The following is a 13390-nucleotide window of genomic DNA, read 5'->3' on the forward strand; positions in this document are numbered from 1 at the left end:
CCCTCGCGTGCGTCGACGGCGGGCTGCTCCCCGCCGGGTGTCTGCTGTGCCGCGAGGCGGCCGGCCCGTCGTCCGGACCGGCCGCCCCGCGGGTCGTGCGTCAGTACAGGTCGGCCTTGCCCGCAGCGTCGAACAGCTCGATCTTCTGCTGGGCGACCTGCTTCATCGCGGCGATCGCCTCGGGCTGGATCGCGAGCGGCTCGCGCAGGGTGGTGTCGGCCAGCACCTCGCGCATGCGGTCGTGGTACGCGACCTTGATGTCGCTCGAGATGTTGATCTTGTTGATCCCGAGCTTCACCGACTGGCCGATCTCGTCGTCCGGGTTGCCCGAGCCGCCGTGCAGGACGAGCGGGATGGGCAGGCGCGCCTTGATCTCCTGGAGCAGGTCGAGCCGGAGCTCGGGCTTGACGTGCTTGGGGTACAGGCCGTGCGCGGTGCCGATCGCGACCGCGAGGCTGTCGACCCCGGTCCGGTCCACGTACTCCACCGCCTCGTCCACGTCGGTGAACGTGATGTCCGAGACGGCGACGCCGTCCTCCGCCTGCTCGTCGAGCTTGCCGATGGTGCCGAGCTCGCCCTCGACGGAGAGACCCACCGCGTGGGCCGTGTCGACGACCCGCCTGGTCACCGCGACGTTGTCCTCGAAGGGCGTCATCGACTTGTCGATCATCGCCGAGGTGAAGCCGTACTGGATGGCCTCCAGCACCTGCTCGTAGCTGCCGCCGTGGTCCCAGTGGATCGTGACCGGCACCGACGAGCGGTACGCGCGCTGGATGATCGCGGCCATCGCGTCGCGGCCCAGGTGCGCCATCTCGTCGGGGTGGATGGCCACGATGAGGGGGGCGCCCAGCTGCTCGCTGATCTCGAAGACCCCCTTCGCCATCGCCCAGTCGCTGATGTTGAAGGCAGGCACCGCGAAGGAGTTCTCGTTCGCGACCGCCAGCAGTTCCCGGCCGTTGATCAACATGTGTGTCGTCTACTTCCTGTGTGTTTCTTCGGTGGTCTTGCAGGTCTCAGATCTTCACGGCGCCGGCGGTCATGCCGCCGATGAAGTAGCGCTGGAAGAACAGGAAGAGAACGAGCACGGGAATGCAGCCGAGAATGCTCATGGCCATCATCTCGTTCCATTCGTACGAGTGCTGGCCCATGAGGAGCTGGATGCCGATGGGCACCGTGCGCATGTCTTCCGTGCGCGTGAGGGTGAGCGCGAACAGGAACTCGTTCCACGCGATCATGAACGTGTAGACGCCGACCGAGACGAGCCCCGGCACCGAGATCGGCACGAGGATGCGCCACAGGGCCGTCATCGGCCCGGCGCCGTCGACCTTGACGGCCTCGTCGAGCTCCTTGGGCAGGGTGTTGAAGTACCCGGTCATCATGATGATCGCGTAGGGCAGCGTGAACACCATGTAGGTGAGGATCAGGCCCGGGTAGGTGTTGTAGAGCTTGAGCACCACCATGAGCCCGAAGTACGGGATCAGCAGCGTGATCGGCGGGACCGCCTGCACCGAGACCACGACGACGTTGATGGTCTTCTTGCCCCAGAACTCGTAGCGGCTGAACGCGTACGCCGCGAGGACCGCGACGACGAGCGTGAGCGCCGTGACCGTCAGCGCGACCACGTAGCTGTTGAGGAAGAACCGCAGCTTCACCGGGTCGGTGAGGATCGTCGTGTACGCGTCGAACGAGAAGCCCGGCGTGAGCAGCCGCGGCGGGGTCGCGAAGATCTCGGGGTTGCGCTTGAACGAGCTGGAGAGCATCCAGACGACGGGCAGGGCGGAGAAGCAGGCGCCGACGACGAGCGCCGCGATCGTCGCGGCCTTCTTGCCGGTGTGCTTCGGCGGCGTCCGCAGCGCGGGCCGTTCGGTGCCGAGCTCGCGCAGAGCGGTGGCGGGCTGGGTCGTCATCGTCAGTCCCTCGCCTTCTGGTGCCGGACGTAGAAGAACGCGAGCACCATCGACAGCAGGAGCACGATGACGGCGGACGCGGAGGCGACCGAGAAGTCGTACTCGGTGAACGCGAGCTTGTAGGTGAAGGTGGAGAGCATCTCGGTGGCGTTGATCGGGCCGCCGCCGGTCGTCATCCAGATGAGGGCGAACTGCTGCGTCGTCCAGATGAAGTCGAGCAGCGCCATCGAGACGATGATCGGGCGCAGCTGCGGCAGCGTGACGTTGCGGAACTGGTTCCAGGCCCCCGCCCCGTCGACGCGGGCGGCCTCGTAGAGGTCGCGCGGGATGCCCTGCAGGCCCGCCAGCAGCGACACCATGAAGAACGGGTAGCCGGACCAGATGTTGATGAACGTGACGGCCGCGAGCGCGGTCGACGGGCTCGAGAGCCACTCGGTGCGGCCGTCCGTGAGGCCGCTCGCCCCGAGCAGGTAGTTGACGACGCCGTTCGGGTTGAGCAGCAGGCGCCACAGCACGGCGATGATCGCCACGGTGAACAGCCACGGCAGGATGTAGAGCACCCGGAAGAACGCCTTCGTCCGGTGGGCCAGCAGCGGCGAGTTGAGCAGCAGCGCGAAGCCGAGCCCGACGACGAAGTGCGCCACCACCGACGAGATCGTGAACACCAGCGTGTTGCGCACGGCCGTGAAGAAGACCGGGTCCGTGAGCACCTCGACGTAGTTCTCGAAGCCGATGAACGCGGGGTTCTTGTTGGTGATCACCCGGTCCATCAGCGAGTAGCCGACGACCATGACGATGGGCGTCACCATGAGGATGATCAGCAGGACGCCGGTCGGGCTCAGGAACCCGTAGGGCGTGAGCCGCTGCTTGAGCCGGCCGAGCGTCCGAGCCCGGGGGCTCGGCGCCGGGGCCGCCGCCTCGGGCGCCTGCACGCCCTCGGGGGGACGGGTGGTGTGGGACATGAACACGAGCTCTCTCCTCGGTGGCGGGCCGCGCCGGGCGCCGGGCGCCCGGCGCGGCCCCGCAGGGGGTACGGGCCTGGGCCGGCCTAGAACTCCTCGTCCCAGGCGGACTGCGCCGCGGTGAGCGCGTCGGCCATGGACTGCTGGCCGTCGAGGGCCTTCTGGAACTGCTCGCCGAAGTCGCGCATCAGCTGCTCGGCGACGGGCAGGCCGGTGAACTCGTTCGCGGGGTACCCGGACTTGTAGATGTCGAAGGCCGTCGAGAACAGCTCGTCGTCCTTCACGAAGTCCGGCACCGAGGCCGTGTTGCCCGGGAAGGCGTGGGCGATCGACGACAGCTCGCTGTTCGTCTCCTCGCTCATGAGGAACTCGATGAGCTTGAACGCCTCGGCCTTGTGCTCGGAGTTCTCCGCGATGCCGATGCCCCACGACGCGTACGGGATGCCGCGCTTGCCGGAGTAGCCGTCCTCGGCCGGGATGGCCGAGATGCTGAACTTCAGGTCGGGGTTGGCCTCGCGGATGGTGTTCACGTGGGCGAGGGAGTCGATCATCATGCCGACCCGGCCGTTGGTGAACTCCTCGACCTTGTCCTGCTCCTTCATCGTGAACGACCCGGGCGCGATGACGCCGTCGTCCCACAGACCCTGGATGTAGTCCGTCGCGCTGGTGACCGCCGGGTTGTCCACGAGGGCCGGCTTGCCGTCCTTGAGCATCGAGCCGCCGGACGCCCAGACCCACGACATGACGTCGTTCTGGATGCCGTTCGGCGCCTCGAGCGAGAGCGGGAGGACCCAGCCGTGCACGTCGCCGCCGAGGCCGGTCACCTTCGTCGCCGCGTCGGCGAACTCCGTGCGGTTGGTCGGGGGCGCCGTGACGCCCGCCTTCCCGAGGAGGTCGTCGTTGGTGAACATCGGGTACACGAAGTTCACGACGGGGATCATGTACGTCTTCCCGTCGACCTGCACCTGGCTCGCGAGCTGCGAGTCGTCGTAGCCGGCGTCCTTCATGACGGCCGACAGGTCGGCGATGGCCCCCTGCTGGGAGAAGTCGTTCACCCACGCCCCGTCGAGACCGACGACGTCCGACATGGTGCCGGCGGCCGCACCGGCCACGACCTGCTCCTTGGTCGACGCGTACGGACCGGAGAGAAGCTCGACCTTGATGCCCGGGTTGGCCTCCTCGAACTTGTCCATCAGCGCGCGGAACTCGCCGTCCGGGAGCTCGGGCTCCCACCACTGCGAGAACTCGAGCGTGACGTCTCCCCCGGACTCGCCGCCCGAGCCCGAGCCACCGCCCGAGCACGCCGCCAGTGCGAGCGCCGCGACACCGGTGACGGCGATGAAGCGTCCAACGTGAGCGCCCTTGCTCATGACTCTCCCATCCTCAGGATCTGCCGCTTCGTGCGACTGTCTGCGCACTTTTGCGTGTTTCCGCCACCGTAGACCGGGCCCCTGGGAGCGTCAAGCACTCACAGGAAGCCGTGACCGCCCCGTGATCCGGACGGAGCGGACGGACGGGGCGGTCCCGTCGGGACCAAAGGACGCCTGACGTGGGACGACGCGTACGTGCGGCATCCTGCGACTTTGTGCGGCACGGCATCCGACCACGCCCCCGAGACCGCGTCCGCATCGCGGACGGGCACCCGTCGGCGCGTCCGAAGCGCACTCCGACGCCGCGACCGTGCAGGCAAAACCGGCGGGTTCTCGCATGAACCCGCACCGCTGTGCTTGAGTACTCCCTATGTCTGCGACCAACGACGGCGCGGCGCGCCGCCTGCCCGCCGGACGCAAGGCCGAGCTGGCCGCGTACGTGGCCGAGCACGGGCAGGTGACCGTCGCCAACCTCGCCGAGCGGTTCGACGTCTCCCCCGACACCATCCGCCGGGACCTCGACCAGCTCGACGCGGACGGCGTGCTCATCCGGACGCACGGGGGCGCCATCAGCCCGCAGGCGGTCCCCCGGCCCGACACCGGGATGGACGTGCGCCTGCGCCTCCAGACGCGCGCGAAGGACCAGATGGGCGCGCTCGCGGCCGGCCTCGTCGAGGACGGCTCGGCCCTGATGATCAACGCCGGCACGTCCACCCTCGCGGTGGTGCGCCACCTGGCCGACCACCGCGACCTCACGGTCGCGACGAACTCGCTGCGCATCCCGACCGAGATCAACCCGCTCGCGTTCCGGGACCTGTACGTGTTCGGCGGAGCCGTCCGCCTCACCGCGCAGGCGACCGTCGGGCCGGTGTCCTTCCCGAGCAGCGCGGGGGCCGACCGCGACATCCGCTGCGACCTGGCGGTCATCGGCGTGGGCGCGGTGAGCGCGGACTCGGGGTACTCGACGAGCAACCTCGGCGAGGCGTCGATGATGAGCGCGATGATGGACCGCTCCGCGCGCGTCGCGGTGCTGGCCGACTCGAGCAAGTTCGGCCGCCGGCTCTTCGCCCAGATCGCGGACCTCGGCCGCGCCGACTACCTCGTCACCGACGCCGCACCGCCCCCGGAGCTGGCGCACGCGCTGGCCGAGGCGGGCGTCGAGGTCCTCGTCGCGGCCGCGGACGCCTCCTGACCGGGCCCGCGACGGCGCGCCTCAGGGTCGGCTGAGGCACCTCAGCCCCGCCTCAGGTCCCTCCTCAGCGATCCCGCCCACCACATCCGGTCGGTCGACCGATGTGGCACCCCCGCCTCAGCGACGACCGTGAGGGTCATCGGGGACGGGCCCCGGTGGACGGTCAGGAGGACGCCATGACTCTCACCACGTCGGACACCGTGGAGATGCTGTACCAGCTCGCGCAGGTCGAGCAGGCCCGCCGCAACGACGAGCGCCGCCGGGCGGCCGAGGCGCGCGCCGCGCGCCGGGCGCAGCGGTCGCAGGACCGCCACGACCGTCGGGCCGAGCGCCGGTCCCGTCGTGCGACGGTGCGCCCGAGCCTGCCGTGAGCGCCGCGGCGGCCGGGGTCGGGCCGGGACACCGTGAGGAGCTCGCTCCCCGGGTCCCGGCCTGACGCGCGCCGGGCGCCGACCGGTGTCGTCCGCTCGTCCGAGGCGCGGGACGACGCCATCCAGCTGATGGGACCGGGAGGCCGCGCCGCTCGCGGGGCGGTGGACTGACCGCATGCTGGCCCTGTTCAAGGAGGAGCCGGGCCCCGGGCTCGCTCTCGTCGAGCGCCCTGAGCCCGTCGTCGGACCCGGCGAGGTCAAGATCCGGGTGCTGCGCACCGGCATCTGCGGGACGGACCTGCACATCCTGCGCTGGGACCCCTGGGCCGCCGGCGCCATCCGCACCCCCCTCGTGCCGGGCCACGAGTTCTTCGGCGAGATCGTCGAGGTCGCGCCAGGCGTGCCGGACGTCGCCGTCGGGGACAAGGTCTCCGGCGAGGGCCACATCGTCTGCGGCACGTGCCGCAACTGCCGGGCCGGCCGCCGCCAGATGTGCATCCGGACCGTCGGCGTCGGGCTGCAGCGCGACGGCGCTTTCGCCCAGTACGTGACGCTCCCCGCCGAGAACGTGTGGGTCCACCACGACCAGGTCTCCCCCGAGGTCGGCGCGATCTTCGACCCGCTCGGCAACGCCGTCCACACCGCGCTCGCCTTCCCGGTCGTGGGCGAGGACGTGCTCGTGAGCGGCTGCGGGCCCATCGGCCTGATGTCCGTCGCGGTCGCGCGGCACGCCGGCGCCCGGCTCGTCGTCGCGACCGATCTGTCCGCACCGCGGCTCGACATGGCGCTGCGCATGGGCGCCGACCACGCCGTCGACGTCTCGTCCGAGAACCTGCACGAGGTCCAGCACACCCTCGGCATGCGGGAGGGCTTCGACGTGGCGTTCGAGATGAGCGGCGCGGCGTCGGCGCTGCCGCTCGTCATCGACAACATGAACCACGGCGGCCGGATCGCGATGCTCGGGCTGCCCGGCGAGCCGTTCGCGATCGACTGGAGCACCGTGGTGCTGCGGATGCTGACGCTCAAGGGCATCTACGGGCGCGAGATGTTCGAGACCTGGAACTCGATGAGCGCGATGCTGCACACGTCCGAGGTGCTGCGCGAACGGATCGCCTCGCTCGTCACGCACCGGTTCGGCGTCACGCAGTGGCAGGACGCGTTCGACGCCGCGGCGTCGGGCGGGGTGGGCAAGGTCGTCATCGACTGGGAGCAGGTGTGATGGGCACGAGCACGACGAGGCAGCGCTGGGCCGACGAGCTGGCGGCGATCGAGGCCGCAGGGCTGACGAAGCGCGAGCGGGCGCTCACCGGCCCGCAGTCGAGCCGCATCGCGCTCGCCACGGGCTCGCGGCTCAACTTCTGCGCGAACAACTACCTCGGCCTCGCCGACGACCCGCGCATCGAGCAGGCCGCCGTCGACGGCATCCGCACGCACGGCTTCGGGCTCGCGAGCGTGCGGTTCATCTGCGGCACGCAGGACGTCCACCTGGAGCTCGAGCACCGCGTCGCCCAGCTCCTCCAGCGCGACGCGGCGATCCTGTTCTCGTCGTGCTTCGACGCCAACGGCGGCGTCTTCGAGGCGCTGTTCGGCGCCGAGGACGCGATCATCTCCGACGAGCTCAACCACGCCTCCCTCATCGACGGCATCCGCCTGTGCAAGGCCCGCCGCTACCGGTACCGCAACCGCGACATGGCCGACCTCGAGGCGCAGCTGCAGGCAGCGTCCGACGCGCGCTCGCGCATCGTCGTGACGGACGGCGTGTTCTCGATGGACGGGTACCTCGCGCCGCTCGACGAGATCTGCGACCTCGCGGACCGCTACGACGCGCTCGTCCTCGTGGACGACTCGCACGCGGTCGGGTTCATGGGCGACGGCGGGCGCGGCACGCCCTGGGTCTTCGGCGTGCAGGACCGCGTCGACATCCTCACCGGCACGTTCGGCAAGGCGCTCGGCGGCGCGTCCGGCGGCTACGTCGCGGCGCACCGCGAGGTCGTCGACCTGCTGCGCCAGCGCGCACGCCCCTACCTGTTCTCCAACACCCTCGCGCCCTCCGTCGTCACCGGCACGCTCGCGGCTCTCGCGATCGTCGAGGGGTCCGACGACGCGCGCGAGCGCCTGCACGCGAACGGCGCGCTCTTCCGCGGCCTCATGGCGGAGGCCGGGTTCGACCTCCTGCCGGGCGAGCACCCGATCGTGCCGGTGATGTTCGGCGACGCCGTGCTGGCGGGCGCGATGGCGGACGAGCTGGACCGGCGGGGCGTCTACGTCACGGCGTTCTCGTACCCGGTCGTGCCGCAGGGCCGCGCCCGCATCCGCGTCCAGCTGTCCGCCGTGCACACCGAGCAGGACGTGCGGGAGGCGGTCGCGGCGTTCGTCGCCGCCCGGGAGGCCGTGGGCGGGGCCGCCGTCACGGGCTGACGTCGAGCAGGTCCCCCGGCCGGCAGCCCAGCGCGTCGCAGACGGCGGTCAGCGTCGAGAACCGGATGGCCCGGGCGCGGCCGTTCTTCAGCACGCTGAGGTTGGCCACGGTGACGCCCGTCGCCCGCGCCAGGTCCACGAGCGTCATGCCCCGGGCCTCGAGCAGGTCACCGAGCCGGCACACGACGCGATGCGGCGCCTCCGCCTCGGCCGTCACACGAGCCCCTCGGTGTCGCGGGCCAGCCGACGCCCGCGGTGCGTGGCCCAGGCCAGCACGGCGAGCAGGGCGACCACCGTGAGCGGCCACCACGGGACGGACCACCCCGCCGTGAGCCAGCCGTCGGGGACGGCCGGCCCGCCGTACGCGTGCGTCGCCAGGGCGTGCCGGGCGGCGAGGTGCGGCAGGACGACGACGAGCGCCCAGCCGGCGAGCAGCGCGGCGGCGGCCCCCGCGAGGCGCGGGGCGGCTCCTGCGGCGAACGGGTCGGCGTGCGCCCACGACCGCAGCACCGGCACGAGCAGGAGGGCCACGAGCCCTCCGACGAGGAGCGAGAGCCACAGCGGCGCACCCGCGGCGACGACCGCCCACCCGCTCGGCTCCCACCACGTGAGGCCCAGGCCGCCCACGTGCTGCACGGGCAGCGGCTGGCCGCCCGGCCACACGTCCCGCGGGACGGCCGGCTCGGCGAAGGAGCCGTCCGGGTACGCCCAGCCCTCGACCGCCGGGACGATCCCGAGGTCGGCGCGCGCCGGGCCCCCGGAGATCCTGACCGGCAGCGTGCCGGACGTCCCACGGCCGGTCGCCGCCAGGACGAGCTGCGCCGCTCCCGCGACGACCGCCCCCACGGCGGCGACCGTCACGACCCCCACGAGCCCGCCCGACGCGAGCGACCGTCCCTGCACGACCGTGTCCACCGCACCCATGCCCTCTCGTATCGACTGTCGATATGCACATCGACAGTCGATATGGCTCGCGTGAGGCCGGACACGGCGTTCACCCGTCCGGCCGCCGGGCCGTAGGTCCCGGGGCGCGTCGCCCCGCGCTCGCGAGGATGGGGGACGAGGAGGGCGACATGAACGCACCGTGGTGGCGGCTCGCCGCCGAGCGGGGGATCGCGACGGCGACGCCGTCGAGCCCGCAGGCCAAGCCGCAGAACGACCGGACGACCCCGGCCCGCTGAGGTCGCGGGGAGGGCCGGCCGTCGCGCGGGCCGTGTCGGAGGCGTGCCCGACCATGGGCGCGTGCCCGTCGAGACCGCGCATGACCCGGACGACGTCGTCGGACCCCGACGACGCGCCGAGATCCTGCACGCCGACCTCGACGCCTTCTACGCGTCGGTCGAGCAGCGCGACGACCCCCGGCTGCGCGGCCGGCCCGTCGCGGTCGGGGGCGGCGTGGTGCTCGCCTGCTCCTACGAGGCGAAGCGCCGTGGCGTCCGCACGGCGATGGGCGGCCGGCAGGCCCGGCGGCTGTGCCCCGACCTCGTCGTGGTCCCCGCCCGGTTCGAGGCCTACGTGGAGGCGAGCCGCGCCGTCTTCGAGGTCTTCCGCGACACGACGCCGCAGGTGCAGGGTGTCTCGATCGACGAGGCGTTCCTCGACGTCGCAGGGCTGCGGCGCCTCGTCCCCGACCCGCCCGTCGCGATCGCGGCGCGTCTGCGCGAGCGCGTCCGGCTCGAGGTGGGCCTCCCCATCACCGTCGGCGTCGCGCGCACGCCGTTCCTCGCGAAGGTGGCGTCGCGCGTCGCGAAGCCCGACGGGCTGCTGCTCGTCGAGCCCGAGCGCGAGGACGCCTTCCTGCACCCGCTGCCGCTCGAGGTGCTGTGGGGCGTCGGCGAGGTGACCGCCGCACGGCTGCACGCGTTCGGCCTCGCGACCGCGGGCGACGTCGCGGCGCTGCCCGAGCACGTGCTCGTCGGCGCGCTCGGGCCCGCCGCCGGGCGGCACCTGCACGCCGTCGTGCACGGCCGCACGCCGGTCCGCGTCGAGACCGACCGGCACCGGTCGTCGGTGGGCGCGCAGCGGGCGCTGGGCCGCGGGCCGCACGACGAGGCGTTCGTGCAGGCGGCGCTGCTCGGGCTCGTCGACCGGGTGTGCCGGCGCCTGCGCGCGGGTGGGCGGACCGCGCGCACCGTCGTCCTGCGCCTGCGGTTCGACGACTTCACCCGGGCCACCCGGTCGCGGACCCTCCCTCAGGCCACCGCCGCCGGCGCGGACCTCGCCGCGGCCGCCCTGGCGCTGCTCGCCGAGGCCCGCCCGCTCGTCCGCGAGCGCGGCCTCACCCTGGTCGGCGTCGCGCTCACCAACCTGGCGTCCGACGCGTTCGTGCAGGGGGCGCTCCCGCTCGACGGGCCGGACACCGCCGGCCTCGACCGGGCCGTCGACGCCGTCGCCGAGCGGTTCGGGCGCCGCACGCTCGTCCGGGCGAGCCTGCTGCGCGGCGGCGACGGCTTCGAGGCGCCGCAGCTGCCCGGCTGAGCCGCACGTCCCCGGCGGGCGCGTGTCGGTGGTCGCCGCCACGATGGGCGCCATGACCTTCATCAGCCAGCAGCTCGTCGTGTTCGACACCGCCGACCTCGCCGCGTCCAGCGCCTTCTGGGCCGCCCTCCTCGAGGGCGAGGTGACCCGCACGGACGACGACTGGCACGCCGTCAGCGTCGGCGGCCAGGAGCGGGTCGCGTTCCAGCTCGCGCCCGACCACGTCCGCCCGGACTGGCCGGACGGCCAGCCGCAGCAGGTGCACCTGGACCTCACGGTCGACGACATCGAGGCGGCCCACGCGCACGCGCTCGAGGTCGGGGCGCAGCTGCTGCAGGACGCCGACCGCTCGACCGAGAGCGGCTTCATCGTCTACGCCGACCCGTCGGGGCACCCGTTCTGCCTGTGCTGGTGACGCGTCACCGGTGAGGGGCGGCGCCCGTCCGGCTAGAGACGCGGCTCGCAGGCGCCCGCGCCGAGCTCGGCCAGCCCTGTGCGGTCGCCGTCGCCGAGGTCCGTGACGCCCGGGGTCAGCTCCGGGTTCATGAGCTGGGTGGGGTCGTCGACGTGGTCGAGGCCCAGCACGTGCCCGAGCTCGTGCTGCACGAGCGCGCGCAGCAGGTCGTCCCGCGCGCCCGGGGTCACGCCCTCGGCCATCGTCGCGATCGCCTCCACGTCGAGCGCGACGACGCCGGTGACCGTCAGGACCGGCCCGTCGCCGACCGCGACCGCCATCGGTCCGCCGATCCCGGCGACGGTGCCGGCGAGCGCCGGCGTCTCGTCCTCGTCCGACCAGGCGACCAGCAGCGGAGCCCACCGGGCGCCGTACCGGTCGGGCTGGAACGGCGCGCGATCGGGCGCGGGCGCCTCGCTCGTCTCCCCGTCGTCGACGAACACGAGGCCCGTGGCGGCCTGCACGCGGGCCACGGCGTCCGTGACGGCCTCCCGGCCGCCGACGGGCTCGCCGTCGGGGCGGACCACGTAGTGCACGGGCCGGCACGGGTCCCACGCCACGGGCGCGGCGCCGTCGGGCTGCCGCTGCAGGAACGCGTACGACTCGCTCGGGGTGCTCACCGCCGGCGGCAGGCCGAGCGGATGGTCGGCCGCCTCGACGCCCGCCGGCGGCGCCTGCCGGCCGAGGGACCCCGCGTCGTGCACGAGCACCTGCACCGCGCCGTCCAGCGGCCCCAGGCTCTCGACGAGACCGCTGTCGCGCATGGCTCCCATGAGGCGCGCCCCGGCGACGACGACCGTCGCAGCGACGAGCGTGACGCCCAGCACGGTGCCGAGCCGCGAGAGCAACGAGCCGCGCGGGCGACGCGCGCCCGGCGACCGCCGGAGTCCGCCACGCCCGCCCCCCGTCGGACCCAGCAGCGGCGGGCCCTCGCGCCAGGCGTCGGGACGCGGCGCCACGGCCGGGTCGGGCCGGCGCCCCGCCCGCTGGGCCGACCGGGCCTCGTCCACGACCCACTGGGGCACCCGGCCGGTGGGCGACCGGGGCAGGTCGTCGTGCGGCACGTCGTCGTGGCGGTCGGTCACGGCCACGAGGCTACGTCCCGGCGGCGTGCCGCAGGTCGCGACGGTGCCCGGGCCGCTCGTCCGGAGCAACGGGGTCGGCCGGTGGCCGTGACCTGCGTCACAGCGTGCCCGGGCGCGGAACACCACGGGGCGCCGCGGCGTCGTGGTGAGGGTGAGCCGGACGGCTCGGAGGAGGCGACATGACGACGACGGCACTGCCCCTGGTCCTGGGCGGCAACGTGTTCGGGTGGACGGCGGACGAGACGGCGAGCCACCAGGTGCTCGACGCGTTCGTCGGGGCGGGCGGCTCGCTCGTCGACACGGCGGACGGCTACTCGGCCTGGGTCCCGGGCAACTCCGGGGGTGACAGCGAGACGATCATCGGCCGCTGGTTCGCCGCGAGCGGCCGTCGCGACGAGGTCGCGCTGGCGACCAAGGTGAGCCAGCACCCGCAGTTCCGTGGGCTGGCGGCCGACAACGTGGCCGCGGCGGCGCGCGCCTCGCTGCGACGCCTGCAGACCGACCGCATCGACCTGTACTACGCGCACTTCGACGACGAGTCCGTGCCGCTCGTCGAGACGGTCGCGGCGTTCTCGAGGCTGGTCGACGAGGGCCTCGTGCGCACGATCGGCGTGTCGAACTACACCCCGGAGCGCGTGGCGCAGTGGTGGACCATCGCCGAGCAGGAGGGCCTGCACCGGCCCGTGGCCCTCCAGCCGCGCTACAACCTCGTCGAGCGCGACTACGAGAGCTCCTACCGCCCGCTCGTCGAGCGCCTGGGGCTCGACGTCTACCCCTACTACGGCCTCGCGTCCGGCTTCCTGACCGGCAAGTACCGCGACGGCGCAGACGTCGACAGCGCGCGGGCGCAGGGCGCCTCGCGCTACCTGGACGACCGCGGACGGCGCGTGCTGGCCGTCCTCGACGAGGTGGCGGCCGCGCACGCGACGCCCGTCGCCGCCGTCTCGCTCGCCTGGCTGCGCCAGCAGCCGACCGTGACCGCACCCATCGCGAGCGCGCGCACGGTGGAGCAGGTGCAGGACCTCGTCGCGTCGGCCGAGGTCACGCTGACACCCGACGAGCTGGAGGCGCTCGCCGCCGCCTCGTTCTGACGCCGGGCCGCGCGCGTCAGGGCCGGGCGGCCGGCCGGCGCGCGCGGCGGCGCGTGGACGCG

General features: G+C 73.1%; 14 protein-coding genes. 7 read left to right on the forward strand and 7 right to left on the reverse strand.

Going from position 1 to position 13390, the window contains the following annotated elements; genetic code table 11:
• Positions 1–100: 100 nt before the first annotated feature.
• The 4 genes from HGCM_RS15270 to HGCM_RS15285 all read right to left on the reverse strand — a co-directional run bounded on the left by HGCM_RS15270 (position 101) and on the right by HGCM_RS15285 (position 4239).
• Positions 101–967 (reverse strand): ketose-bisphosphate aldolase, encoded by an 867-nt coding sequence (locus HGCM_RS15270; RefSeq protein ID WP_026075518.1) that lies wholly within the window; start codon positions 965–967, stop codon positions 101–103.
• Between the two features lie 46 nt (positions 968–1013).
• Positions 1014–1907 carry a carbohydrate ABC transporter permease gene (locus tag HGCM_RS15275; RefSeq protein ID WP_019137688.1) on the reverse strand — a complete coding sequence of 298 codons (894 nt, stop codon included), beginning with the start codon at positions 1905–1907 and terminating at the stop codon, positions 1014–1016.
• A gap of 2 nt (positions 1908–1909) precedes the next feature.
• The gene (locus HGCM_RS15280; protein ID WP_051016244.1) at positions 1910–2869 is read right to left on the reverse strand and encodes a carbohydrate ABC transporter permease; all 960 of its coding nucleotides are present in this window, start codon (positions 2867–2869) and stop codon (positions 1910–1912) included.
• Positions 2870–2955: 86 nt separating this feature from the next.
• On the reverse strand, positions 2956–4239 hold the full coding sequence (locus tag HGCM_RS15285) for an ABC transporter substrate-binding protein (RefSeq protein ID WP_019137690.1): 1284 nt from the start codon (positions 4237–4239) through the stop codon (positions 2956–2958).
• Between the two features lie 370 nt (positions 4240–4609).
• Between HGCM_RS15285 and HGCM_RS15290 the strand changes: the two genes are divergently transcribed.
• From HGCM_RS15290 to HGCM_RS15305, 4 genes are all read left to right on the forward strand, one after another.
• Positions 4610–5431: a DeoR/GlpR family DNA-binding transcription regulator gene (locus HGCM_RS15290; RefSeq protein WP_019137691.1), complete on the forward strand. Its 822-nt coding sequence runs from the start codon at positions 4610–4612 to the stop codon at positions 5429–5431.
• A 176-nt stretch (positions 5432–5607) separates the two neighbouring features.
• Positions 5608–5802 (forward strand): hypothetical protein, encoded by a 195-nt coding sequence (locus HGCM_RS15295; protein ID WP_147572897.1) that lies wholly within the window; start codon positions 5608–5610, stop codon positions 5800–5802.
• Positions 5803–5977: 175 nt separating this feature from the next.
• The gene (gene tdh, locus HGCM_RS15300) at positions 5978–7021 is read left to right on the forward strand and encodes an L-threonine 3-dehydrogenase (protein WP_019137693.1); all 1044 of its coding nucleotides are present in this window, start codon (positions 5978–5980) and stop codon (positions 7019–7021) included.
• Positions 7021–8220, forward strand: a complete 1200-nt coding sequence (locus tag HGCM_RS15305; protein ID WP_019137694.1) for a glycine C-acetyltransferase — start codon at positions 7021–7023, stop codon at positions 8218–8220. The genes tdh and HGCM_RS15305 overlap by 1 nt, the downstream gene beginning before the upstream one ends.
• Here the strand turns inward: HGCM_RS15305 and HGCM_RS15310 are convergent.
• Together HGCM_RS15310 and HGCM_RS15315 are read right to left on the reverse strand one after the other, a co-directional pair.
• Positions 8210–8437, reverse strand: coding sequence for a helix-turn-helix domain-containing protein (locus HGCM_RS15310; protein ID WP_019137695.1), 228 nt, complete (start codon positions 8435–8437; stop codon positions 8210–8212). The two genes, HGCM_RS15305 and HGCM_RS15310, sit on opposite strands and share 11 nt — an antisense overlap.
• On the reverse strand, positions 8434–9144 hold the full coding sequence (locus tag HGCM_RS15315) for a hypothetical protein (protein ID WP_019137696.1): 711 nt from the start codon (positions 9142–9144) through the stop codon (positions 8434–8436). Before HGCM_RS15315 ends, HGCM_RS15310 begins: the two co-directional genes overlap by 4 nt.
• Before the next feature lie 318 nt (positions 9145–9462).
• On the opposite strand from HGCM_RS15315, the gene dinB reads away from it, so the two are divergent.
• Positions 9463–10698 (forward strand): DNA polymerase IV, encoded by a 1236-nt coding sequence (gene dinB, locus HGCM_RS15325; protein ID WP_019137698.1) that lies wholly within the window; start codon positions 9463–9465, stop codon positions 10696–10698.
• Positions 10699–10750: 52 nt separating this feature from the next.
• Positions 10751–11113, forward strand: a complete 363-nt coding sequence (locus HGCM_RS15330) for a VOC family protein (protein ID WP_019137699.1) — start codon at positions 10751–10753, stop codon at positions 11111–11113.
• Positions 11114–11145: 32 nt separating this feature from the next.
• Here HGCM_RS15330 and HGCM_RS15335 read toward each other — a convergent pair whose 3' ends face one another.
• Positions 11146–12237, reverse strand: coding sequence for a matrixin family metalloprotease (locus HGCM_RS15335; protein WP_147572899.1), 1092 nt, complete (start codon positions 12235–12237; stop codon positions 11146–11148).
• 179 nt (positions 12238–12416) lie between these two features.
• Here HGCM_RS15335 and HGCM_RS15340 point away from each other — a divergent pair, with 179 nt between their 5' ends.
• On the forward strand, positions 12417–13328 hold the full coding sequence (locus HGCM_RS15340; protein WP_019137701.1) for an aldo/keto reductase: 912 nt from the start codon (positions 12417–12419) through the stop codon (positions 13326–13328).
• Positions 13329–13390: the final 62 nt, after the last annotated feature.

It is taken from the genome of Cellulomonas massiliensis JC225 (assembly GCF_000312005.1).
In the GTDB taxonomy this organism is placed as follows: Bacteria; Actinomycetota; Actinomycetes; order Actinomycetales; family Cellulomonadaceae; genus Cellulomonas; species Cellulomonas massiliensis.

Excerpts from the sequence above, each read along its gene's own strand:
- HGCM_RS15285 (WP_019137690.1), bottom strand. The coding sequence starts at position 4,239 with ATGAGCAAGGGCGCTCACGTTGGACGCTTCATCGCCGTCACCGGTGTC.
- HGCM_RS15330 (WP_019137699.1), top strand. The coding sequence starts at position 10,751 with ATGACCTTCATCAGCCAGCAGCTCGTCGTGTTCGACACCGCCGACCTC.
- HGCM_RS15270 (WP_026075518.1), bottom strand. The coding sequence starts at position 967 with ATGTTGATCAACGGCCGGGAACTGCTGGCGGTCGCGAACGAGAACTCC.
- HGCM_RS15305 (WP_019137694.1), top strand. The coding sequence starts at position 7,021 with ATGGGCACGAGCACGACGAGGCAGCGCTGGGCCGACGAGCTGGCGGCG.
- HGCM_RS15315 (WP_019137696.1), bottom strand. The coding sequence starts at position 9,144 with ATGGGTGCGGTGGACACGGTCGTGCAGGGACGGTCGCTCGCGTCGGGC.
- HGCM_RS15280 (WP_051016244.1), bottom strand. The coding sequence starts at position 2,869 with ATGTCCCACACCACCCGTCCCCCCGAGGGCGTGCAGGCGCCCGAGGCG.
- HGCM_RS15275 (WP_019137688.1), bottom strand. The coding sequence starts at position 1,907 with ATGACGACCCAGCCCGCCACCGCTCTGCGCGAGCTCGGCACCGAACGG.
- HGCM_RS15340 (WP_019137701.1), top strand. The coding sequence starts at position 12,417 with ATGACGACGACGGCACTGCCCCTGGTCCTGGGCGGCAACGTGTTCGGG.
- HGCM_RS15295 (WP_147572897.1), top strand. The coding sequence starts at position 5,608 with ATGACTCTCACCACGTCGGACACCGTGGAGATGCTGTACCAGCTCGCG.
- HGCM_RS15290 (WP_019137691.1), top strand. The coding sequence starts at position 4,610 with ATGTCTGCGACCAACGACGGCGCGGCGCGCCGCCTGCCCGCCGGACGC.
- tdh (WP_019137693.1), top strand. The coding sequence starts at position 5,978 with ATGCTGGCCCTGTTCAAGGAGGAGCCGGGCCCCGGGCTCGCTCTCGTC.